The organism is Streptomyces sp. NPDC006739, from assembly GCF_042869815.1.
Taxonomy (GTDB): Bacteria; Actinomycetota; Actinomycetes; order Streptomycetales; family Streptomycetaceae; genus Streptomyces.
The window spans coordinates 164,991-181,070 of sequence record NZ_JBIAGM010000016.1 but is presented as its reverse complement, the minus strand read 5'-3'; the positions used below and the strand labels follow the sequence as shown (position 1 = coordinate 181,070).

Genomic DNA, 16,080 nt, shown 5'->3' with positions numbered 1-16,080 from the left:
TCCCCTCGGGCGTCTCGGGGCCGCCGGGATCACCGGGGTCGCCGGGGTCGCCGGCCGCTCAGGACCGTACGAGCAGCTGGAACTCGAAGGAGTAGCGGGTCGGCCGGTAGGTGTGGTCGCCGAACTCCACCGCGCGGCCGGTGTCGTCGAAGGTGGTGCGCTGCATGGTGAGCAGGGGGGCGCCCTCCGTCTCGGCGAGCCGCTCGGCCTCGGCCGAGGTGGCGGCTCGGGCGCCGATGGACTGGCGGGCGCTGTGCAGGGTGATCCCGGCCGAGCGCATCAGCCGGTACAGGCCGGTGGCCTCCAGTTGGGCGGTGTCCAGGTCGAGCAGACCGGGCGGCAGGTAGTTGACCAGGTACGCCATCGGCTCGCCGTGCGCGAGGCGCAGCCGCTCCACGCGGTGGACGTCGCCGCCCTCGGCCACGGCCAGCGCGGCGGCGACCTCGGCGGAGGCGGGCACCACGGCGTTGACCAGGACCTTGGTCGCGGGGCGCTGGCCGGCCGCTTCCAGGTCGTCGTAGAGACTGCTCAGCTCCAGGGGGCGCTTGACCTGGCTGTGCACGACCTGCGTGCCCACGCCCCGGCGGCGGACGAGCAGGCCCTTGTCGACGAGGGACTGGATGGCCTGGCGGACCGTGGGCCGGGACAGGCCCAGCCGTGCGGCCAGCTCGATCTCGTTGCCCAGCAGGCTGCCGGGGGTGAGGCTGCCGTGCTCGATGGCCGCCTCCAGCTGCTGGGAGAGCTGGAAGTACAAGGGCACCGGCGAGCTTCGGTCCACACTGAGGTCGAGTGACACGGTCGGGTCCACATCTGGTTTCGGCACGGGCCGAGCGTAGCCCCGTGAATGGTTGACGGGAAGTTGTGTAGTTCGATTGTCCGGACATACGCATTGACAGCGTACGGGGTGGGCCCTCACTTTGTTTCCATGCGCATCGGGGTCATCGGTACGGGCCGCATCGGCACCATTCATGCGAACACGCTCAGCCGTCATCGTGAGGTCGGGTCCCTGATCCTCACGGACGCGGAGCCCGCGCGGGCCCAGGAGCTGGCGCACCGGCTCGGGGAGACGGCGGCTCCGGGCATGGACGAGATCTTCCGGTGGGGCGTGGACGCGGTGGTCATCACCACGGCGACGTCGGCGCACGCCGAACTGATCGGTCGGGCAGCGCGCTCGGGTCTGCCGGTCTTCTGCGAGAAGCCGATCGCCCTGGACCTGCCGGGCACGTTGCAGGCGCTCGCCGAGGTGGAGACCGCAGGCACGGTGCTGCAGATGGGGTTCCAGCGGCGGTTCGACGTGGGCTACGCGGGCGCGCGGGACGCGGTCCGTTCGGGGCGGCTGGGCCGGCTGCACACTGTGCGGGCGACCACCTGCGACCAGTCCCCTCCCCCGCCGGAGTGGCTGCCGCTGTCGGGCGGGCTGTTCCGGGACACGCTGATCCACGACTTCGACGTCCTGCGCTGGGTGACGGGCCGTGAGGTCGTCGAGGTGTACGCCACCGGCTCGGACGCGGGGCCCGCGATGTTCCGGGAGGCCGGGGACGTGGACACGGGCGCGGCGGTGCTGACGCTGGACGACGGCACGCTGGCCACGGCCACGGCGAGCCGGCTGAACGGTGCCGGGTACGACGTCCGGATGGAACTGGCCGGGGAGTCGGACACGGTCGTGGTGGGCCTGGACGACCGTACGCCGGTCGCCTCGACCGAGCCGAGCGGGCCGCCGCCTGCGGACAAGCCGTGGACGGGCTTCCTGGAGCGGTTCGGGCCCGCCTACGAGGCCGAGCTGTGTGCCTTCGTGGAGGTGGTGCGCGGGGAGCGGCCCAATCCGTGCGACGGCCGGGAGGCACTGCACGCGCTGCGCATCGCGGAGGCGTGCGAGGCGTCCCGCCGCGAGCACCGGCCGGTCCGGCTGACGGAGATCCCGGACCGCCTGCGGCCCGGGGGGTGAGCCCCTGATCCCCGGGCGGGCCGGGGCCGGGTTCCTCGACGGGCCGGGTCCCGGGTCCTGGGTTCTTCGACGGGCTGCGGCCGGGACTGGTCCTCAGCGGGCTGAGCCCCGGATCTCTCGGCGGGCTGGGGCGCCGGGCTTCTCGACGGGTGGGGTCCCGGATTTCGACGGGCCGGGGCCGGGTTCTTCGACGGGCCGGGGCCGGGACTGGTCCTCAGCGGGCTGAGCCCCGGGTCTCTCGGCGGGCTGGGGCGCCGGGCTCCTCGACGGGTGGGGTCCCGGATTTCGACGGGCCGGGGCCGGGTTCTTCGACGGGCCGGGTCCCGGGGCCCGCGTTCTTCGGTGGGGGGCGGGGCCTACCAGGGTGGGGGCGGGGCTACCAGCGGACCGGCAGGCTGCGCACCCCTCGCATCAGCATGCCCGGGAGCCAGGCGCCGGGCGGGCCGGCCAGGGCCAGGCCGGGGGCCCGTTCCAGGAGGGAGCCGATGGCGATGCGGCCCTCCATACGGGCCAGGGGTGCGCCCAGGCAGTAGTGGACGCCGTGGCCGAAGGCGAGGTGCCCCCGGGTGTCGCGGCGGATGTCGAAGCGGTCGGGGTCGGCGTACCGGGCGCCGTCGCGCTGGGCTGCGGTGAGGCCGATCATCACCGCCTCCCCCTCGGCGATGGTGACGCCGGCGATCTCCAGGGGCTCGGCGGCGTACCGGTAGGTCGCGTTCTTCACCGGCCCCTCGTAGCGCAGCGTCTCCTCCACCGCGCCGTCGAGGAGGCTCATGTCGGCTCGCAGGGCGGCCAGTTGGCCGGGGTGGGTGAGCAGGCTGAGGACGGCGTTGCCGATGAGGTTGACGGTGGTCTCGTGGCCGGCGATCAGCAGCAGGAAGGCCATACCGCGCAGTTCGCGCGCGGAGAGCCGGTCGCCGTCCTCGGTGGTCGTCCGGATCAGGTCGCTGAGCAGGTCGCCGCCGGGGCCGGCGCTGCGCTTGTCCTCGATCAGCTCGGTCAGGTAGTCGCGGAGCGCGACGAAGGCGTCGTTCTCGGCGTCGATGCTGGTCGGGGCGACGGCCTCGGTGGACAGCTTGCGGAACTGTGTCCGGTCCATCTCGGGGACGCCGAGCAGCTCACAGATCACGGTGATCGGCAGCGGGTAGGCGAGGGCGTCGATGAGGTCGGCGCTGCCGCGCGGGAGCATCTCGTCGAGCAGCTCGTCGGTGATCTGCTGGATTCTGGGGCGCAGTTCCTCCACCCGGCGCATGGTGAACGCGCGCGTGATGAGGCCGCGCAGACGGGTGTGCTGCGGCGGGTCGGCGAGCAGCAGGTGCTTGCCGATCAGCTCCTCGTCGAGGAAGCGGAAACCGACCTTGGTGGTGTCCTTGGCCAGCCTGGGGTCGGCGAGGGCGGCGCGGGCCTCCTCGTACCCCACCACGAGCCAGGTCTCGTGCGGCTGGTCGACGGTGGGCAGCCGGACCCGGTGCACCGGGCCCAGCTCGCGCAGGCGCGCGTACACCGTGTGCGGGTCGCTGACGAAGTCCTGCCCGGACTCTCCCAGGTCGATCACTCGCTCCATGCTCTGCCGCCCTCGCGCTAGTGCCTGTCCCCGGTCCCATCTTCGAGGAGACCCGCGTCGTAGGCCAACAGGGCGATCTGTACCCGGTTGTTGAGGTCCAGCTTGGCGAGGATGCGGGAGACGTGCGTCTTGACGGTGGCGACGCTCAGGAAGAGTTCGGCGGCGATCTGGGCGTTGGGGAGTCCGCGGCCGACGGCGACGGCGATCTCGCTCTCGCGGTCGTTGAGCGCGGCGAGCCGTTCGCGCGCGCGGGTGCGCCGTACGTCGGCCGCGGCTCCCGTGCCGTTGCCGGTGCCGGCCGCGTGCCGCATCAACTGCCGGGTGACGGCGGGCGACAGGACGGGTTCGCCGGCGGCGACCCGGCGCACGGCGGCGACGATCTCGGCGGGCGGCGTGTCCTTGAGGACGAAGCCTGCGGCGCCCGCGCGCAGGGCGCGCAGTACCTGCTCGTCGGCGTGGAAGGTGGTCAGGACGACGACCTGCGGCGCTTCCGCGCGCCCGCGCAGCCGCTCGGTGGCCGCGAGTCCGTCCACCGACGGCATCCGGATGTCCATGAGCACGACGTCGGGCCGCGTCCGCTCCACGAGTCCCTCGACCTCGGTCCCGTCGGCGGCCTCCCCGACGATCTCGATGTCCCCGGCGCCGCCCAGCATGAGGGACAGTCCGGCTCGTACGAGGGGGTCGTCGTCGACGAGGAGGACTCTGATCGTGGTCATGACCCTCAGTTGACGTGCTCCCCGGCCCGAAGTCCAGACCGGGTTCCGGCCCGCCGACCGCGCCGGAACGGTTCACCGACCGCGCCGGAACGGTTCACAGCCCGGTCAGCTGGATCTTGAGGACCCCGCGGTCGTGTCCGACGATCAGGTCGGGACCAGCGGCGGCCAGACAGGTGAGCGCCACATCCAGGACGAGGTGCCGCACCGTGCCGGTCTCCGGTTCCCATACCCGCAGGTCGCTCCCCTGTTTACGGCCGGTGACCAGGACCGTTCGCCCGCCGTGCAGGGTGGTGGCGGTCATGACCGGAAGGCCGGCGGTGCCCGTGGAGGAGGGCAGACGGTCCCCGACCGGGGCACCGGTCGCCAGGTCCCACAGCATGACCACGCCACGGTCGTCGGCCGTGGCCAGCAGGGTACGGTCGCGGGTGGGCACGGCCGCCACGGCCGCCGCGCGGTGGTCGGCGTCGACGAGCGCATGTTTGCCCAGCTGCACGGCCGCGCCTCGTTCCCAGGGGTCGTCGACGGCCGGATCCCACACATGGACCGCGCCGCCCGTGGCCGCGGCGGCGATCAGCGTGTGGCCGGCGGAGATCGGCACGGCGGCGATCGACCGGATCGGGGAACCGTAGGGGTTGAGGCTTCCGACGGACTCGCCGGTGGCCGGATCACGCAATCGGACCGCGCCGCGTGCGGTGGCGGTGACGAGCAGGACGCGGCCGTCCGGCACGGTCGCGGCACACATCCCGGTCACCCCGCCGGGCCGGTCGCCGGCCGGTTCACGGACCGGCCGCCCGGTGGCGGGATCCCACAGGGCGATCGTCCCGCTGTCGCCTCCGGTCGCCAGAAGGACGTTCCCTTCGGGCAGGGGCAGGGCGGTCATCGAGCGGACGCGGTCAGGATGTCCCGGCAGCGGGGGACGGTGAAGTCGCCCGTCGGCCGGATCCCACAGGGCCACCAGGCCGCTGTCCCCGGCGCCGGCCACGAGCGCCGGCCGGCCGGGCCGGGACACCACCGTCAGTGAGTCGACGCCCCCGGGGGAACCGGGCGCGGGGTCGGCGAACACCGCGACACGGCCCCAGGACGTACCGTCGGCCGCGAGCAGGGCGTTCCCGTCGCGCCGGAGCCGGGGCGCCGCCCCGCCCGTCCGTCCGGCCGCCGCCGGCTCCTCCACGGCGTCCGGCCCGCCGTCGACCGTCCAGGCCCGGGTGAGATGGCTCTGCGGGCGCGCGCCGTCCGGGTCCTGTGTCAGGCCGTCGGCGATCGTCCAGGTCCGCTCACAGCGCGGGCAACGGAAGTGTCCGGTGAGCGACATCAGTTCGCGGGCCCGTTCGCTTCCGGCCCCCTGCGGGGTGCCCTTGGCCGCGACCATGCCGGCGACCAGGCACAGAACGGCCCGCCCCGGTGTCCCGGGCGGCACTCCCGCCGCCGCGACCTCGTGCGCCACCCTCAGGAAGGGCTCCCACCCCTCCCCCAACGCCCCTGTCCGCATGGGCCCTCGCCGCAAGGCCGCGGCGACCTCGCCCCAAGGGTGCTCATCCTGACGGACCCGGGAGGGATCAGGCAGCTCCGGCGCCTCGGACTGCGGCCGTACCGGGTCCACGAAGAACTCGGGGATCTCGGTGTCGGCCTCGCACCCTGGACAGCACAGCGGCAGGTGGCTTTCCTCGGGCTGGAGAGCCCACAGCGCTCCGGCGGTGTGGTGACCGGCGAAGGCGACACAGCACAGCGCGAGGTGGGTGCAGACCTTCGCGGGAGCGCCGGCGGCGAGGAGGCTGCGTACGGCCGCCCGCTCGGCCAGACGGAGCGCGGCACCGAACCCGGCCTCCAGATCGGCCGGGACGGTGGGCCTGTCCTCCGCGGTCACGATGAATCCCAGGTCCACCCAGAAGTCCGCGGACCGCCCCGGAGGCAACGCCGCTGCCGCCTCGACGAGGTACGGCAGGACCGCATAGGCGCCGTCGGCGACGGTTCCGTCGTCCAGCAGGCCCTCGGCGACGGACGCCCAGGTCCGCCTCCATCCGGCGTCGACCTCGCCGGTCCCACTCGACTCACTCGTCCCGCCGGTCTCGCCGGTCCCGCAGGCCGCCGAGGTCATTTCCGCCAGGAGTGTCTTCACCTCCCCCACCGTCACGCCGTCGAGGTCATGCCAACGGGCGCTGTCCAAGGGCAACTTCGGAATCATGGAACGGGGCTCGCAATCAGCGGGGGCGATCCGCGGGAAGACAAGGGGTCGGTCAGGGGGCGGCCACGGTTCGGCCGGGTGCGCCTCCCGGCGAACGGTACGCCGGGCAGGGCGCGGCCCCGCGTCCGTGGAATTACGCAGTCCGGTACGGGAGATCGCCACCGAGCGGGGAATTGGCCGCCCCCTCGCCCCCGCCCTCTCCACCGCCACCGCCCCCGCCCCCGCCCCCGCCCCAGGGCAACCAGGCCCGTACCTCGAAGCCGCCGCCCCCGGTGGCGCCGTGCTCCAGTCGGCCGCCGGTCAGGGTCGCGCGTTCCGTCAGACCGATGAGGCCCTGGCCGGAGCCGGGGACGGGCCGGGCGGGGGTTTCGGGGCGCGGGTTGCGCACGGTGATCGTCAGGCCGTCGCCGGGGCTGCCCGTGACGTGGACGGTGACCTCCGTGCCGGGGGCGTGCTTGCGGGCGTTGGTGAGGGCCTCCTGGGCGATGCGGTAGGCGGTGCGGCCGACGGAGGCGGGGACGGCGGCGGGGTCGGCGACGCGGTGGTCGAGGGTGACGTCCATGCCGGCCTCCCGGGACTCGTCGACGAGGGCGCCCAGTCCCACCAGCGTCGGCTGCGGCCGGCCCGCCTCGTCCGGCTCGTCCGCCCGCAGTACGCCGATGATCTCCCGCAGGTCCTGGAGGGCTTCGTGGGCGCTCTCCCGGATGACCCCGGCCGCCCGCGCCACCTCCTCGCGGGGCGCGTCCGGCCGGAACTCCAGGGCGCCCGCGTGCACGCTCAGCAGGGTGAGCCGGTGCGCGAGCACGTCGTGCATCTCCCGGGCGATGGCCTCGCGGGCGAGCCGCTGGGCCTGTTCGGCGCGCAGCCGCGCCTCCGTCTCGGCCCGCCGGGCACGGTCCCGCAGGCTCAGCATCAGCTGGCGCTTGGCGCGGACCAGCAGCCCCCAGCCGGTGACCGACACGGTGAGCAGCGCGGTGAGGACCACCGTGGGCACGTACGGCAGGTCGGGATCCGGGCGCATCCAGTAGAAGAGCGGGATCAGCGCGAGGTTGACGCCGCCGATCCAGGCCACGTCCTTGAAGGGCCGGTGCACGGCGAGCGTGAAGAGGGCGACCATGCCCGCGCCGCCCGCCGTGTTGGACACCAGGCCGACCGGGACCATCGCGACGGCGAGGCCGAGGGGCCACCGCCGGCGCAGCCAGATCCCCGCGCAGGCGAGCATGCCGATCGGTGGGTCGAGGGCGGCCACGACCGGCGACAGGCCCCGCTCGTGGCCCAGCGACAGCAGGGCCAGGAAGCCGACGAGGAGCGCCAGCAGGAAGCAGCTGGCGTCCACCGCCCAGTCCCGCGCGGTACGGCGCGGGCGCCGCCCGGCGGGCCCGGCGGCGGGGTCCAGCTCATGGATCACCGCGGACGGGAACAGCCATCGGCGGCCCGTGAACGCATGCTGCGCGGGGGCCTGCTCGTCATAGCTCACGGTCGACAAATCTAGGCCGGGCGGGTGCCGTTGGACCGCCCGGCGCATGGGGCGGCGACCAAAGTCGCGGCACGGTGGACTTTAGGTGGCGGGGGTCCGGTCGCGGGGCGACTCAGGTGTGATGCCAGGGGGCGGACACGACTCGTCCCGCGGCCCATGCGTGGGGATGCCGCGGGACGAGAGGTGTGCCGTGGAGCGGGCGTGCTGGAACCGGTCGGGCCGGACGGTTCAGCAGCCGAAGTCGATCAGGTCGAACGTGGCGTAGTGGTCCGAGGTGTAGTAGTCCTCCTGGGTCTGCTCACCGGTGACGATGCGCCGCGCACCGCGTGTGGGGGAGCCCGGGGTGATCACCGTGTACTCGTGGTAGTAGCCCGAGGACTGCCTGGGCAGAACGCCTTCGCGGTTGGAGAAGACGACGCCGTCCTGCGAGTACGGGAACGGACCGCCCTGCGCGATCAGGTCGAGCGTGTCGTCGGCCTGCGACGGCAGGCTGCTGTGGCAGATGCTGCCGACGGACGAGGCGGCGGCGTTCGCCGTGGTGGCGGAGACGGCGCCGCCGACGAGGAGGGCGGACACAAGGGCGGCTGCGGCGCCGATGCGAGTGGCGCGTGGGGGGAATCTCATGCGCTCATGATGACGCGCGTAGACGATGGCATGTCAATGACAAAGTTGAAGATTTTCCCGTCACGCCCGATGAGTTTTCGGGAAGTTAACCTGCCGTCCGGCGGCTCACGGCGTCACCCCGCGTTCGTGGAGAACAGCCCCCCGGTCGGGCCCTGTTTGTCGCCGCCCTGTGCCTTCTTCAGGGCGTTGGCCAGGCTCTCGATGGTGAGGGACTGCAGGATGACGCGGCCGTTGCCCTCCAGGGTGGCCAGGGAGAGGCCCTCGCCGCCGAAGACGGCGTTCATGATCCCCTGGCGGTTGAGGCCTCCGATGCGCTGGACGCCGTACTGGATGCCCTCCTCGAAGGCGACCACGCAGCCGGTGTCGACCTCGATGCGGCCGCCGAAGTCGGCCGGGTTGAGGTCGATGAAGTTGCCGGCGCCCGCGATGATCACCGTGCCGTGCCCGGTGAACTTCTCCAGGATGAAGCCCTCGCCGCCGCTCATCCCCGTCCGGCCGCCCTGGAAGGCGATGCCGAAGTCCACGGTGGACTCGGCGGCCACGAAGGCGTCCTTCTCGGCGAACCACGCGCGCGTGCCGTTCAGTTCCAGGGCGCGCATCTCGCCGGGGAGCACGCCCGCGAAGCCGACGGTGCCCTCGCCGCCCTGTGCGCTGAAGTACTGGAACGCCATCGACTCCCCGGCGAGCATGCGCTGGCCGACCTGCATGGCGGTGCCCATGGCCTGGCGCAGCATGCCGCCCATGCCGCCGCCGGAGCCGCCCTGTTGCCGGCCGTCGCCGTTCGACGGACCGGACAGGCGCGTCTCCATGGTCACGTTCGTCGTCTTGAAGAGGAACTTGCCGGCCTCGCAGTAGACGGTCTGGCCGGGCTGCAGGTTGACGACCGCCATCTGCATGGCGTTGCCGACGATCTCTTGCTGAAGTGTCACGCCGGGAGAACGCGGGAGGGGTCGCGAAGAGTTCCGCCGGGCGGCCCGAATTCGGCCCGTCCGGCGGAAAGCCACTGCCTCAGCCGCCCAGTTCCTGGTGGCGGGCGGCCAGGTGCGCCGCGCCCGTCTCCGTCAACGGGCCGAACAGCCGCAGGCGGGAGATGCCGCCGTCCGGGAAGATGTCCACGCGCGCGTGCGTGGCGACGGCCGGCCGCGCGAGGACGAAACGGTGGTTGGTGTCGGGCTGCAGACGGGTGCGCGGGAGGATCTCGTGCCACTCGCCGCTCTCACCGTCCTTGACGGAGACCGACGCCCAGCCGGCGCTGTTGCCCTTCAGACAGGCGGTGTCGATCTCGACCGCGCGGATCTCGGACTGCGCGACCAGCTGGTAGCGGATCCAGTCGTTGCCCTGGTCGCGGCGGCGGCGGGTCTCCCAGCCGTCGTCCATCTTGCGGGAGCGGCCCGGCTGGATGGTGTTGGTGGCCGGGGAGTAGAAGCGGTCGGAGGCGTCCTCGACCCGGCCGCCGTTCTCCAGGGCGACGACGTCGAAGGTGCCCAGGGTCCGCAGCCACTCGGGGTCCGGCACGACCTCGCCGTACACCCGCAGACGGGCGATGCCCCCGTCGGGGTGCTGGTTGACGCGCAGGTGGGTGAAGCGCTGCTCGACCAGGACGGCGAAGCCGTTCGCCGCGTGGCCGCCGACGGGCGTGCGCGGGACGAGGGTCGTCCACTTCACGTCGTCGCCCAGCAGTTCCGCCGGGGACGGGGAGCCGGGCACCGAGGCGCCCTCGACGGACACCGCCTGCGGGTAGTTGCCGCGGAAGTGGGCGGTGTCGACGACGATGCCCCGGATCACGCCGGGCGCGCCCAGGCGTACCAGCGCCCAGTCGTGGTCCTCGGCGGTGGGCCAGGGGTGCTCGGCGGAGGCGCCCCGGCGGCGGCGGGTCTCCCAGCCGTCCATGATCTTGCCCTTGTGCCCGAAGTGCTCGGGGTCGAACTCGGCCCGCTCGGGCACCAGCAGGTTCTCGCGCTCGGCGAAGAACTCGTCGTTGGCGGCGATGACACCGGCGCCGAGCCGCCGGTCGGCGAGGTTGGCGTACTGGGTGAAGGGGAAGTCGGCGGTGCGGTAGTCCGCGTACGGGTCGCCGCCTCCGTAGGGGTTCGCGTCGCCGGTGAAGCTGGGTATCGCCGTCACGGGGATCAGGGGGTCCTTTCTGGAGCCGGCCGGTGCGGGTGCGGGGGGGTCAGTGGGGGCGGTTGAGGAGCGTGCCCTTCGGGTCGGTGAACTCGCCGTCCGTCACGATGCGTTGGCCGCGCAGCCAGGTCGACCGGACGACGCCGCGCAGGGTGCGGCCCGCGTAGGCGGTGACGCGGTTGCGGTGCTGGAGACCGGAAGGGTCGACGGTGAAGGTCTCGTCGGGGGCGAGGACGGCGAAGTCGGCGTCCCGGCCGGCCTCGATGGCGCCCTTGGTGTCGAGGCCGACGAGGGCGGCGGTCCGGGCGGACATCCAGCGCACCACGTCCTCCAGGCCGTGGCCGCGCTCGCGGGCCTCGGTCCACACGGCGGCGAGGCTGAGCTGGAGGCCCGAGATGCCGCCCCAGGCGGTGGCGAAGTCGTCGGTCTTCAGGTCGGCCGTCGAGGGCGAGTGGTCGGTGACCACGCAGTCGATGGTGCCGTCCGACAGCGCCTGCCACAGCAGGTCCTGGTTGGCGGCCTCGCGGATGGGCGGGCAGCACTTGAACTCGCTGGCACCGTCCGGGACCTCCTCGGCGGTCAGGGTGAGGTAGTGCGGGCAGGTCTCCACCGTGATGCGCACGCCCTCGGCCTTGGCCTCGGCGATCAGCGGGAGCGCGTCGCTCGACGACAGGTGCAGGACGTGCACCCGGGCGTCGAGGCGTTTGGCCTGCGCGATGAGTCCCGCGATGGCCGTGTCCTCGGCGTCGCGCGGGCGGGAGGCGAGGAAGTCGGCGTAGCGGGGGCCGCCCTGCTGCGGGGCGGCGGACAGGTGGTGCGGGTCCTCGGCGTGCACGATCAGCAGGCCGTCGAACCCGGCTATCTCGGCCATGGCCCGGGCGAGGTGGTCGTGGTCGAGGTGCGGGAACTCGTCGACGCCCGACGGCGACAGGAACGCCTTGAAGCCGAAGACACCGGCGTCGTGCAGGGGGCGCAGGTCCTTGGTGTTGTCGGGCAGGGCGCCGCCCCAGAAGCCGACGTCGATGTGCGCCTTGTCGGCGGCGACCTGCCGCTTGGTGCGCAGGTTGGCGACGGTGGTGGTCGGCGGCAGGGAGTTGAGGGGCATGTCGACGAGGGTGGTGATGCCGCCGGCGGCCGCTGCGCGGGTGGCGGTCCAGAAGCCCTCCCACTCGGTGCGGCCCGGGTCGTTGACGTGCACGTGGGTGTCGACCAGGCCGGGCAGCAGGACGTCGTCGCCGAGGTCCTCCAGCCGGGCGCCGCCGGGCACGGGGGCGTCGTACGGCAGCACGGCCGTGATCCTTCCGGCGGACACCGTGACCGTGGCGGCACGCGTCCCTTCCGGAGTGATGACGCGCGTCGAGCGCAGCACCAGTTCAGCGTCGGACACCCGGACCCCTCTCTCTGCCGCCGTTCTTCTTCCGGCTTACTTCAAGGAAAGCGGGATTTACACCCACGTAACGGAATTCAACGTTCTGTTGAAGGAGTCTTCACTCCCGCTCCCCCGCCGTCAAGAGGCACACTGCTGAGCAGCGCGTCCCGGACGTTCACTCTGGACGTTTCCACAAAGCGGAAATAGAATTCCGGCACGCAGAACGTAGCTATGTACAAGCGGGGAGTCAACCGGCTGCCGGGTAGGCTTCAGCCTCCTGCCAGTCCCGAAAGGAACGCCGTGCCGACGTCCAGCGCCAGCACCACCGACTCCGCCAAGGCCTCCAACGGCGGCGGGGTCCAGTCCCTGGAGCGTGCCTTCGATCTGCTGGAGCGGATGGCGGACGCGGGGGGCGAGGTCGGCCTGAGCGAGCTGTCCGCGACCAGCGGGCTGCCTCTGCCGACCATCCACCGCCTGATGCGCACCCTGGTGGCCTGCGGTTACGTCCGCCAGCAGCCGAACCGGCGGTACGCGCTGGGGCCGCGTCTGATCCGGCTCGGCGAGTCGGCCTCCCGGCTGCTCGGCACCTGGGCGCGGCCCTACCTCGCGCGCCTGGTCGAGGAGACCGGCGAGACGGCGAACATGGCACTGCTGGACGGCGACGAGATCGTCTACGTCGCACAGGTGCCGTCGAAGCACTCGATGCGTATGTTCACCGAGGTCGGCCGACGGGTGCTGCCGCACTCCACGGGCGTGGGCAAGGCGCTGCTGGCGAACGTCCCCGACGCCGAGGTCCGGGCCCTGCTCGCCCGCACGGGCATGCCCGCCGCGACCGAGAAGACGATCACCACCGCGGACGGCTTCCTGGCCGCCCTGCACGACGTGCGGCGCCTCGGGTACGCCATCGACGACAACGAACAGGAGATCGGCGTCCGCTGCCTCGCGGTATCGGTCCCCGACTCCCCCACCGCCGCCGCCATCTCCATCTCCGGCCCGGCGGGCCGCGTCACCGAGACGGCCACCGAGCGGATCGTGCCGGTCCTGCAGCAGGTGGCCGCGGAACTGTCCGAGGCGCTGGCCAGCTCGGGCTCGTAGGGCTCACCGTCAGCCCCGATGCCGCTCGGCGAACAGGTCCACCGCGTCGCGGACCTCCGTGAGTCCCCGGGACAGGGCGCTCATCGAGCCGATCGCGCCCGCTATCAGCAGTAAGGAGCGGCGCATCCGGGGGACCTCCGGGATGCCGCCGGAGGCCATGGCGGCCAGGGACGCCAGTTCGTCCTCCGCGATGGCGCGGTCGGGGAACTCCGCGGGGTGCGCGGCCAGTTCGCGGCGCAGCCGGGACACCGCGGTCCGCAGTTCCGCCACTCGCGGGTCCTCGTCGCTGCCGGTCACCGGCCTCTGCCCCAAGCTCCGCAACACAGCCCTCCCCCTCACCCCTCGTCGTACGCCCGCGCCGCGCGGCCCCCCGCGTGCCGCCCCCCGGCGTCGGCCGGGCGCGGACGCGGGCCAGTAAACGCCACCCGGACCCGGGAGCGCCACAGCGCGGACCGAAATTCAGCCCCGGGAAACCGGCCGCTCCCCCCGGCGTCAGGTATGCAGGACACATGACGGACATGGAGGACGAGCGGGAGCGGACACGGCGGGAACACCCTCCCGTCGCCGGGCTGCTCCTCGCCGCCGGCGGTGGCAGGCGGCTCGGCGGACGGCCCAAGGCATTGCTCCCGCACCGGGGCCGGCCCCTGGTCGAGTACGCGGCAGGCGTGTTGCGCGCCGCCGGATGCGAACGGATCCACGTGGTGCTCGGCGCCCGCGCGGCACAGGTCCGCGAGCGCGCCGACCTCGACGGGTGCGTACTGGTGGACAACCCCGACTGGGCCGAGGGCATGGGCTCCTCGCTGCGGGCCGGACTCGCCTCGCTGACGGGAACGGACGTGCGGGCGGCGCTCGTCAGTCTCGTCGACCAGCCGGGCATCGGCCCCGAGGCGCTGGCCCGGGTGCTCGCCGCCCACCGCGACGAACGGTCGCTGGCTTCGGCGGCCTACGACGGGGTACGCGGCCACCCCGTCCTCCTCGGCGCGGCCCACTGGGCCGGTGTCGCGGCGAGCGCCACCGGCGACCGCGGGGCGCGCGCCTATCTGAAGGACCACGCCGACGCGATCACCCTGGTGGAGTGCGGGGACGTGGCGCGGCCGTACGACATCGACACCGAGGCCGACCTCGTCCACCTGGAGTGAGCGGGGTGACACCGAGCGCCACCTTGCCTCGACCCGAAGAATCTCGACGTCAACAAACCATTGAACTTCCACGATGAGGAAACTAGTATCCACTGTTCAGAAGCGCCCTGTCGCTCCGGGGGCGCTGATCGCCGTACCCGGTTCGACTGGCACCCGGTGCCACCGCTGAAGGAAGTGACAGCTCATGTCCGCACCAGCGCCGTCCCCGCTGGCCATCGTCGACGCCGAGCCCCTGCCCCGGCAGGAGGAGGTCCTCACCGACGCGGCGCTCGCCTTCGTGGCCGAGCTGCACCGGCGGTTCACGCCACGTCGTGACGAACTCCTCGCCCGCCGGGCGGAGCGCCGCGCCGAGATCGCCCGCACCTCCACGCTCGACTTCCTCCCCCAGACCGCCGCGATCCGCGCGGACGACTCCTGGAGGGTGGCCCCCTGTCCCGAGGCCCTGAACGACCGGCGCGTCGAGATCACCGGTCCCACCGACCGCAAGATGACCATCAACGCCCTGAACTCCGGCGCCCGGGTCTGGCTCGCGGACTTCGAGGACGCCTCCGCGCCGACCTGGGAGAACGTCGTCCTGGGGCAGCTCAACCTGGCCGACGCCTACACCCGGAACATCGACTTCACGGACCCGGCGAGCGGCAAGTCGTACGCCCTGCGTCCCGACGGGGAACTCGCGACCGTCGTCATGCGGCCCCGCGGCTGGCACCTCGACGAACGGCACCTGGTCGACGCGGACGGCACCCAGGTCCCGGGCGCCCTCGTCGACTTCGGCCTGTACTTCTTCCACAACGCCCAGCGCCTCCTGGACCTCGGCAAGGGCCCCTACTTCTACCTGCCCAAGACCGAGTCGCACCTCGAGGCCCGGCTGTGGAACGAGGTCTTCGTCTTCGCGCAGGACCACCTCGGCATCCCGCAGGGCACCATCCGCGCGACGGTCCTGATCGAGACGATCACGGCGGCGTACGAGATGGAGGAGATCCTCTACGAACTCCGCGACCACACCTCCGGGTTGAACGCCGGCCGCTGGGACTACCTCTTCTCCATCGTCAAGAACTTCCGGGACGGCGGCGCCAAGTTCGTCCTGCCGGACCGCAACGCGGTGACGATGACCGCCCCGTTCATGCGCGCGTACACCGAACTCCTCGTCCGCACCTGCCACAAGCGCGGCGCGCACGCGATCGGCGGCATGGCGGCGTTCATCCCGTCCCGCCGGGACGCCGAGGTCAACAAGGTGGCCTTCGAGAAGGTCCGCGCGGACAAGGACCGGGAGGCGAACGACGGTTTCGACGGCTCCTGGGTCGCCCACCCCGACCTGGTGCCGATCGCCATGGAGTCCTTCGACAAGGTGCTCGGGGACAAGCCGAACCAGAAGGACCGGCTGCGCGAGGACGTCCACGTCGAGGCCGCCGACCTGATCGCGATCGACTCGCTGGACGCCAGGCCGACGTACGACGGTCTCGTCAACGCCGTCCAGGTCGGCATCCGGTACATCGAGGCCTGGCTGCGCGGCCTCGGCGCGGTCGCCATCTTCAACCTCATGGAGGACGCGGCCACCGCCGAGATCTCCCGTTCGCAGATCTGGCAGTGGATCAACGCGGGCGTCGAGTTCGAGAACGGCGAGAAAGCCACCCCGGAGCTGGCCCGCAAGGTCGCCGCCGAGGAACTCGACAACATCCGCCGGGAGATCGGCGAGGAGGCCTTCGCGGCCGGCCACTGGCAGCAGGCCCACGACCTGCTGCTGACGGTCTCCCTCGACGACGACTACGCCGACTTCCTGACCCTGCCGGCGTACCAGCAGCTCAGGGGCTGAACCCGGCTCGGCGGACGCCCACCCGTCCGGGGGTCCGG

General features: G+C 72.6%; 14 protein-coding genes. 4 read left to right on the top strand and 10 right to left on the bottom strand.

Annotated features, from left to right (window positions below; translation table 11 throughout):
• Positions 1-58: 58 nt before the first annotated feature.
• Entirely contained in the window at positions 59-796 is a 738-nt protein-coding gene (locus tag ACFYMM_RS29405) for a GntR family transcriptional regulator (RefSeq protein WP_388391793.1), read from the bottom strand.
• Between the two features lie 129 nt (positions 797-925).
• On the opposite strand from ACFYMM_RS29405, the gene ACFYMM_RS29400 reads away from it, so the two are divergent.
• A complete protein-coding gene (locus tag ACFYMM_RS29400; protein WP_388391737.1) occupies positions 926-1,945 on the top strand; it encodes a Gfo/Idh/MocA family oxidoreductase in 1,020 nt (339 codons plus the stop codon).
• 376 nt (positions 1,946-2,321) lie between these two features.
• On the opposite strand, the gene ACFYMM_RS29395 is transcribed toward ACFYMM_RS29400, so the two are convergent.
• The 8 genes from ACFYMM_RS29395 to allB form a co-directional block, all read right to left on the bottom strand.
• Positions 2,322-3,506, bottom strand: a complete 1,185-nt coding sequence (locus ACFYMM_RS29395) for a cytochrome P450 (RefSeq protein WP_388391735.1) — start codon at positions 3,504-3,506, stop codon at positions 2,322-2,324.
• A 17-nt stretch (positions 3,507-3,523) separates the two neighbouring features.
• Entirely contained in the window at positions 3,524-4,222 is a 699-nt protein-coding gene (locus tag ACFYMM_RS29390) for a response regulator (RefSeq protein ID WP_388391733.1), read from the bottom strand.
• Positions 4,223-4,316: 94 nt separating this feature from the next.
• On the bottom strand, positions 4,317-6,338 hold the full coding sequence (locus tag ACFYMM_RS29385; RefSeq protein WP_388391731.1) for a WD40 repeat domain-containing protein: 2,022 nt from the start codon (positions 6,336-6,338) through the stop codon (positions 4,317-4,319).
• A 199-nt stretch (positions 6,339-6,537) separates the two neighbouring features.
• On the bottom strand, positions 6,538-7,890 hold the full coding sequence (locus ACFYMM_RS29380) for a sensor histidine kinase (protein ID WP_388391729.1): 1,353 nt from the start codon (positions 7,888-7,890) through the stop codon (positions 6,538-6,540).
• A 219-nt stretch (positions 7,891-8,109) separates the two neighbouring features.
• Positions 8,110-8,505, bottom strand: a complete 396-nt coding sequence (locus ACFYMM_RS29375; protein ID WP_388391727.1) for a ribonuclease — start codon at positions 8,503-8,505, stop codon at positions 8,110-8,112.
• Positions 8,506-8,618: 113 nt separating this feature from the next.
• On the bottom strand, positions 8,619-9,434 hold the full coding sequence (locus ACFYMM_RS29370) for an AIM24 family protein (RefSeq protein WP_388391725.1): 816 nt from the start codon (positions 9,432-9,434) through the stop codon (positions 8,619-8,621).
• 79 nt (positions 9,435-9,513) lie between these two features.
• Positions 9,514-10,629 (bottom strand): allantoicase, encoded by a 1,116-nt coding sequence (gene alc, locus ACFYMM_RS29365; protein WP_388391723.1) that lies wholly within the window; start codon positions 10,627-10,629, stop codon positions 9,514-9,516.
• Positions 10,630-10,678: 49 nt separating this feature from the next.
• Entirely contained in the window at positions 10,679-12,016 is a 1,338-nt protein-coding gene (gene allB, locus ACFYMM_RS29360; protein ID WP_388391721.1) for an allantoinase AllB, read from the bottom strand.
• A gap of 282 nt (positions 12,017-12,298) precedes the next feature.
• Here allB and ACFYMM_RS29355 point away from each other — a divergent pair, with 282 nt between their 5' ends.
• Entirely contained in the window at positions 12,299-13,093 is a 795-nt protein-coding gene (locus ACFYMM_RS29355) for an IclR family transcriptional regulator (protein WP_388391719.1), read from the top strand.
• 9 nt (positions 13,094-13,102) lie between these two features.
• Here ACFYMM_RS29355 and ACFYMM_RS29350 read toward each other — a convergent pair whose 3' ends face one another.
• Complete coding sequence (locus ACFYMM_RS29350; RefSeq protein WP_388391717.1) at positions 13,103-13,390, bottom strand: DUF5955 family protein; 288 nt, start codon at positions 13,388-13,390, stop codon at positions 13,103-13,105.
• A gap of 212 nt (positions 13,391-13,602) precedes the next feature.
• On the opposite strand from ACFYMM_RS29350, the gene ACFYMM_RS29345 reads away from it, so the two are divergent.
• A complete protein-coding gene (locus ACFYMM_RS29345; RefSeq protein ID WP_388391715.1) occupies positions 13,603-14,232 on the top strand; it encodes an NTP transferase domain-containing protein in 630 nt (209 codons plus the stop codon).
• A gap of 184 nt (positions 14,233-14,416) precedes the next feature.
• Complete coding sequence (gene aceB / locus ACFYMM_RS29340) at positions 14,417-16,042, top strand: malate synthase A (protein WP_388391713.1); 1,626 nt, start codon at positions 14,417-14,419, stop codon at positions 16,040-16,042.
• The last annotated feature ends 38 nt before the right edge of the window (positions 16,043-16,080 follow it).

Bases quoted from the DNA above. Each gene is read 5' to 3' on its own strand.
- ACFYMM_RS29345 (WP_388391715.1), top strand. From the start codon at position 13,603: ATGACGGACATGGAGGACGAGCGGGAGCGGACACGGCGGGAACACCCT.
- ACFYMM_RS29390 (WP_388391733.1), bottom strand. From the start codon at position 4,222: ATGACCACGATCAGAGTCCTCCTCGTCGACGACGACCCCCTCGTACGA.
- ACFYMM_RS29400 (WP_388391737.1), top strand. From the start codon at position 926: ATGCGCATCGGGGTCATCGGTACGGGCCGCATCGGCACCATTCATGCG.
- ACFYMM_RS29395 (WP_388391735.1), bottom strand. From the start codon at position 3,506: ATGGAGCGAGTGATCGACCTGGGAGAGTCCGGGCAGGACTTCGTCAGC.
- aceB (WP_388391713.1), top strand. From the start codon at position 14,417: ATGTCCGCACCAGCGCCGTCCCCGCTGGCCATCGTCGACGCCGAGCCC.
- ACFYMM_RS29375 (WP_388391727.1), bottom strand. From the start codon at position 8,505: ATGAGATTCCCCCCACGCGCCACTCGCATCGGCGCCGCAGCCGCCCTT.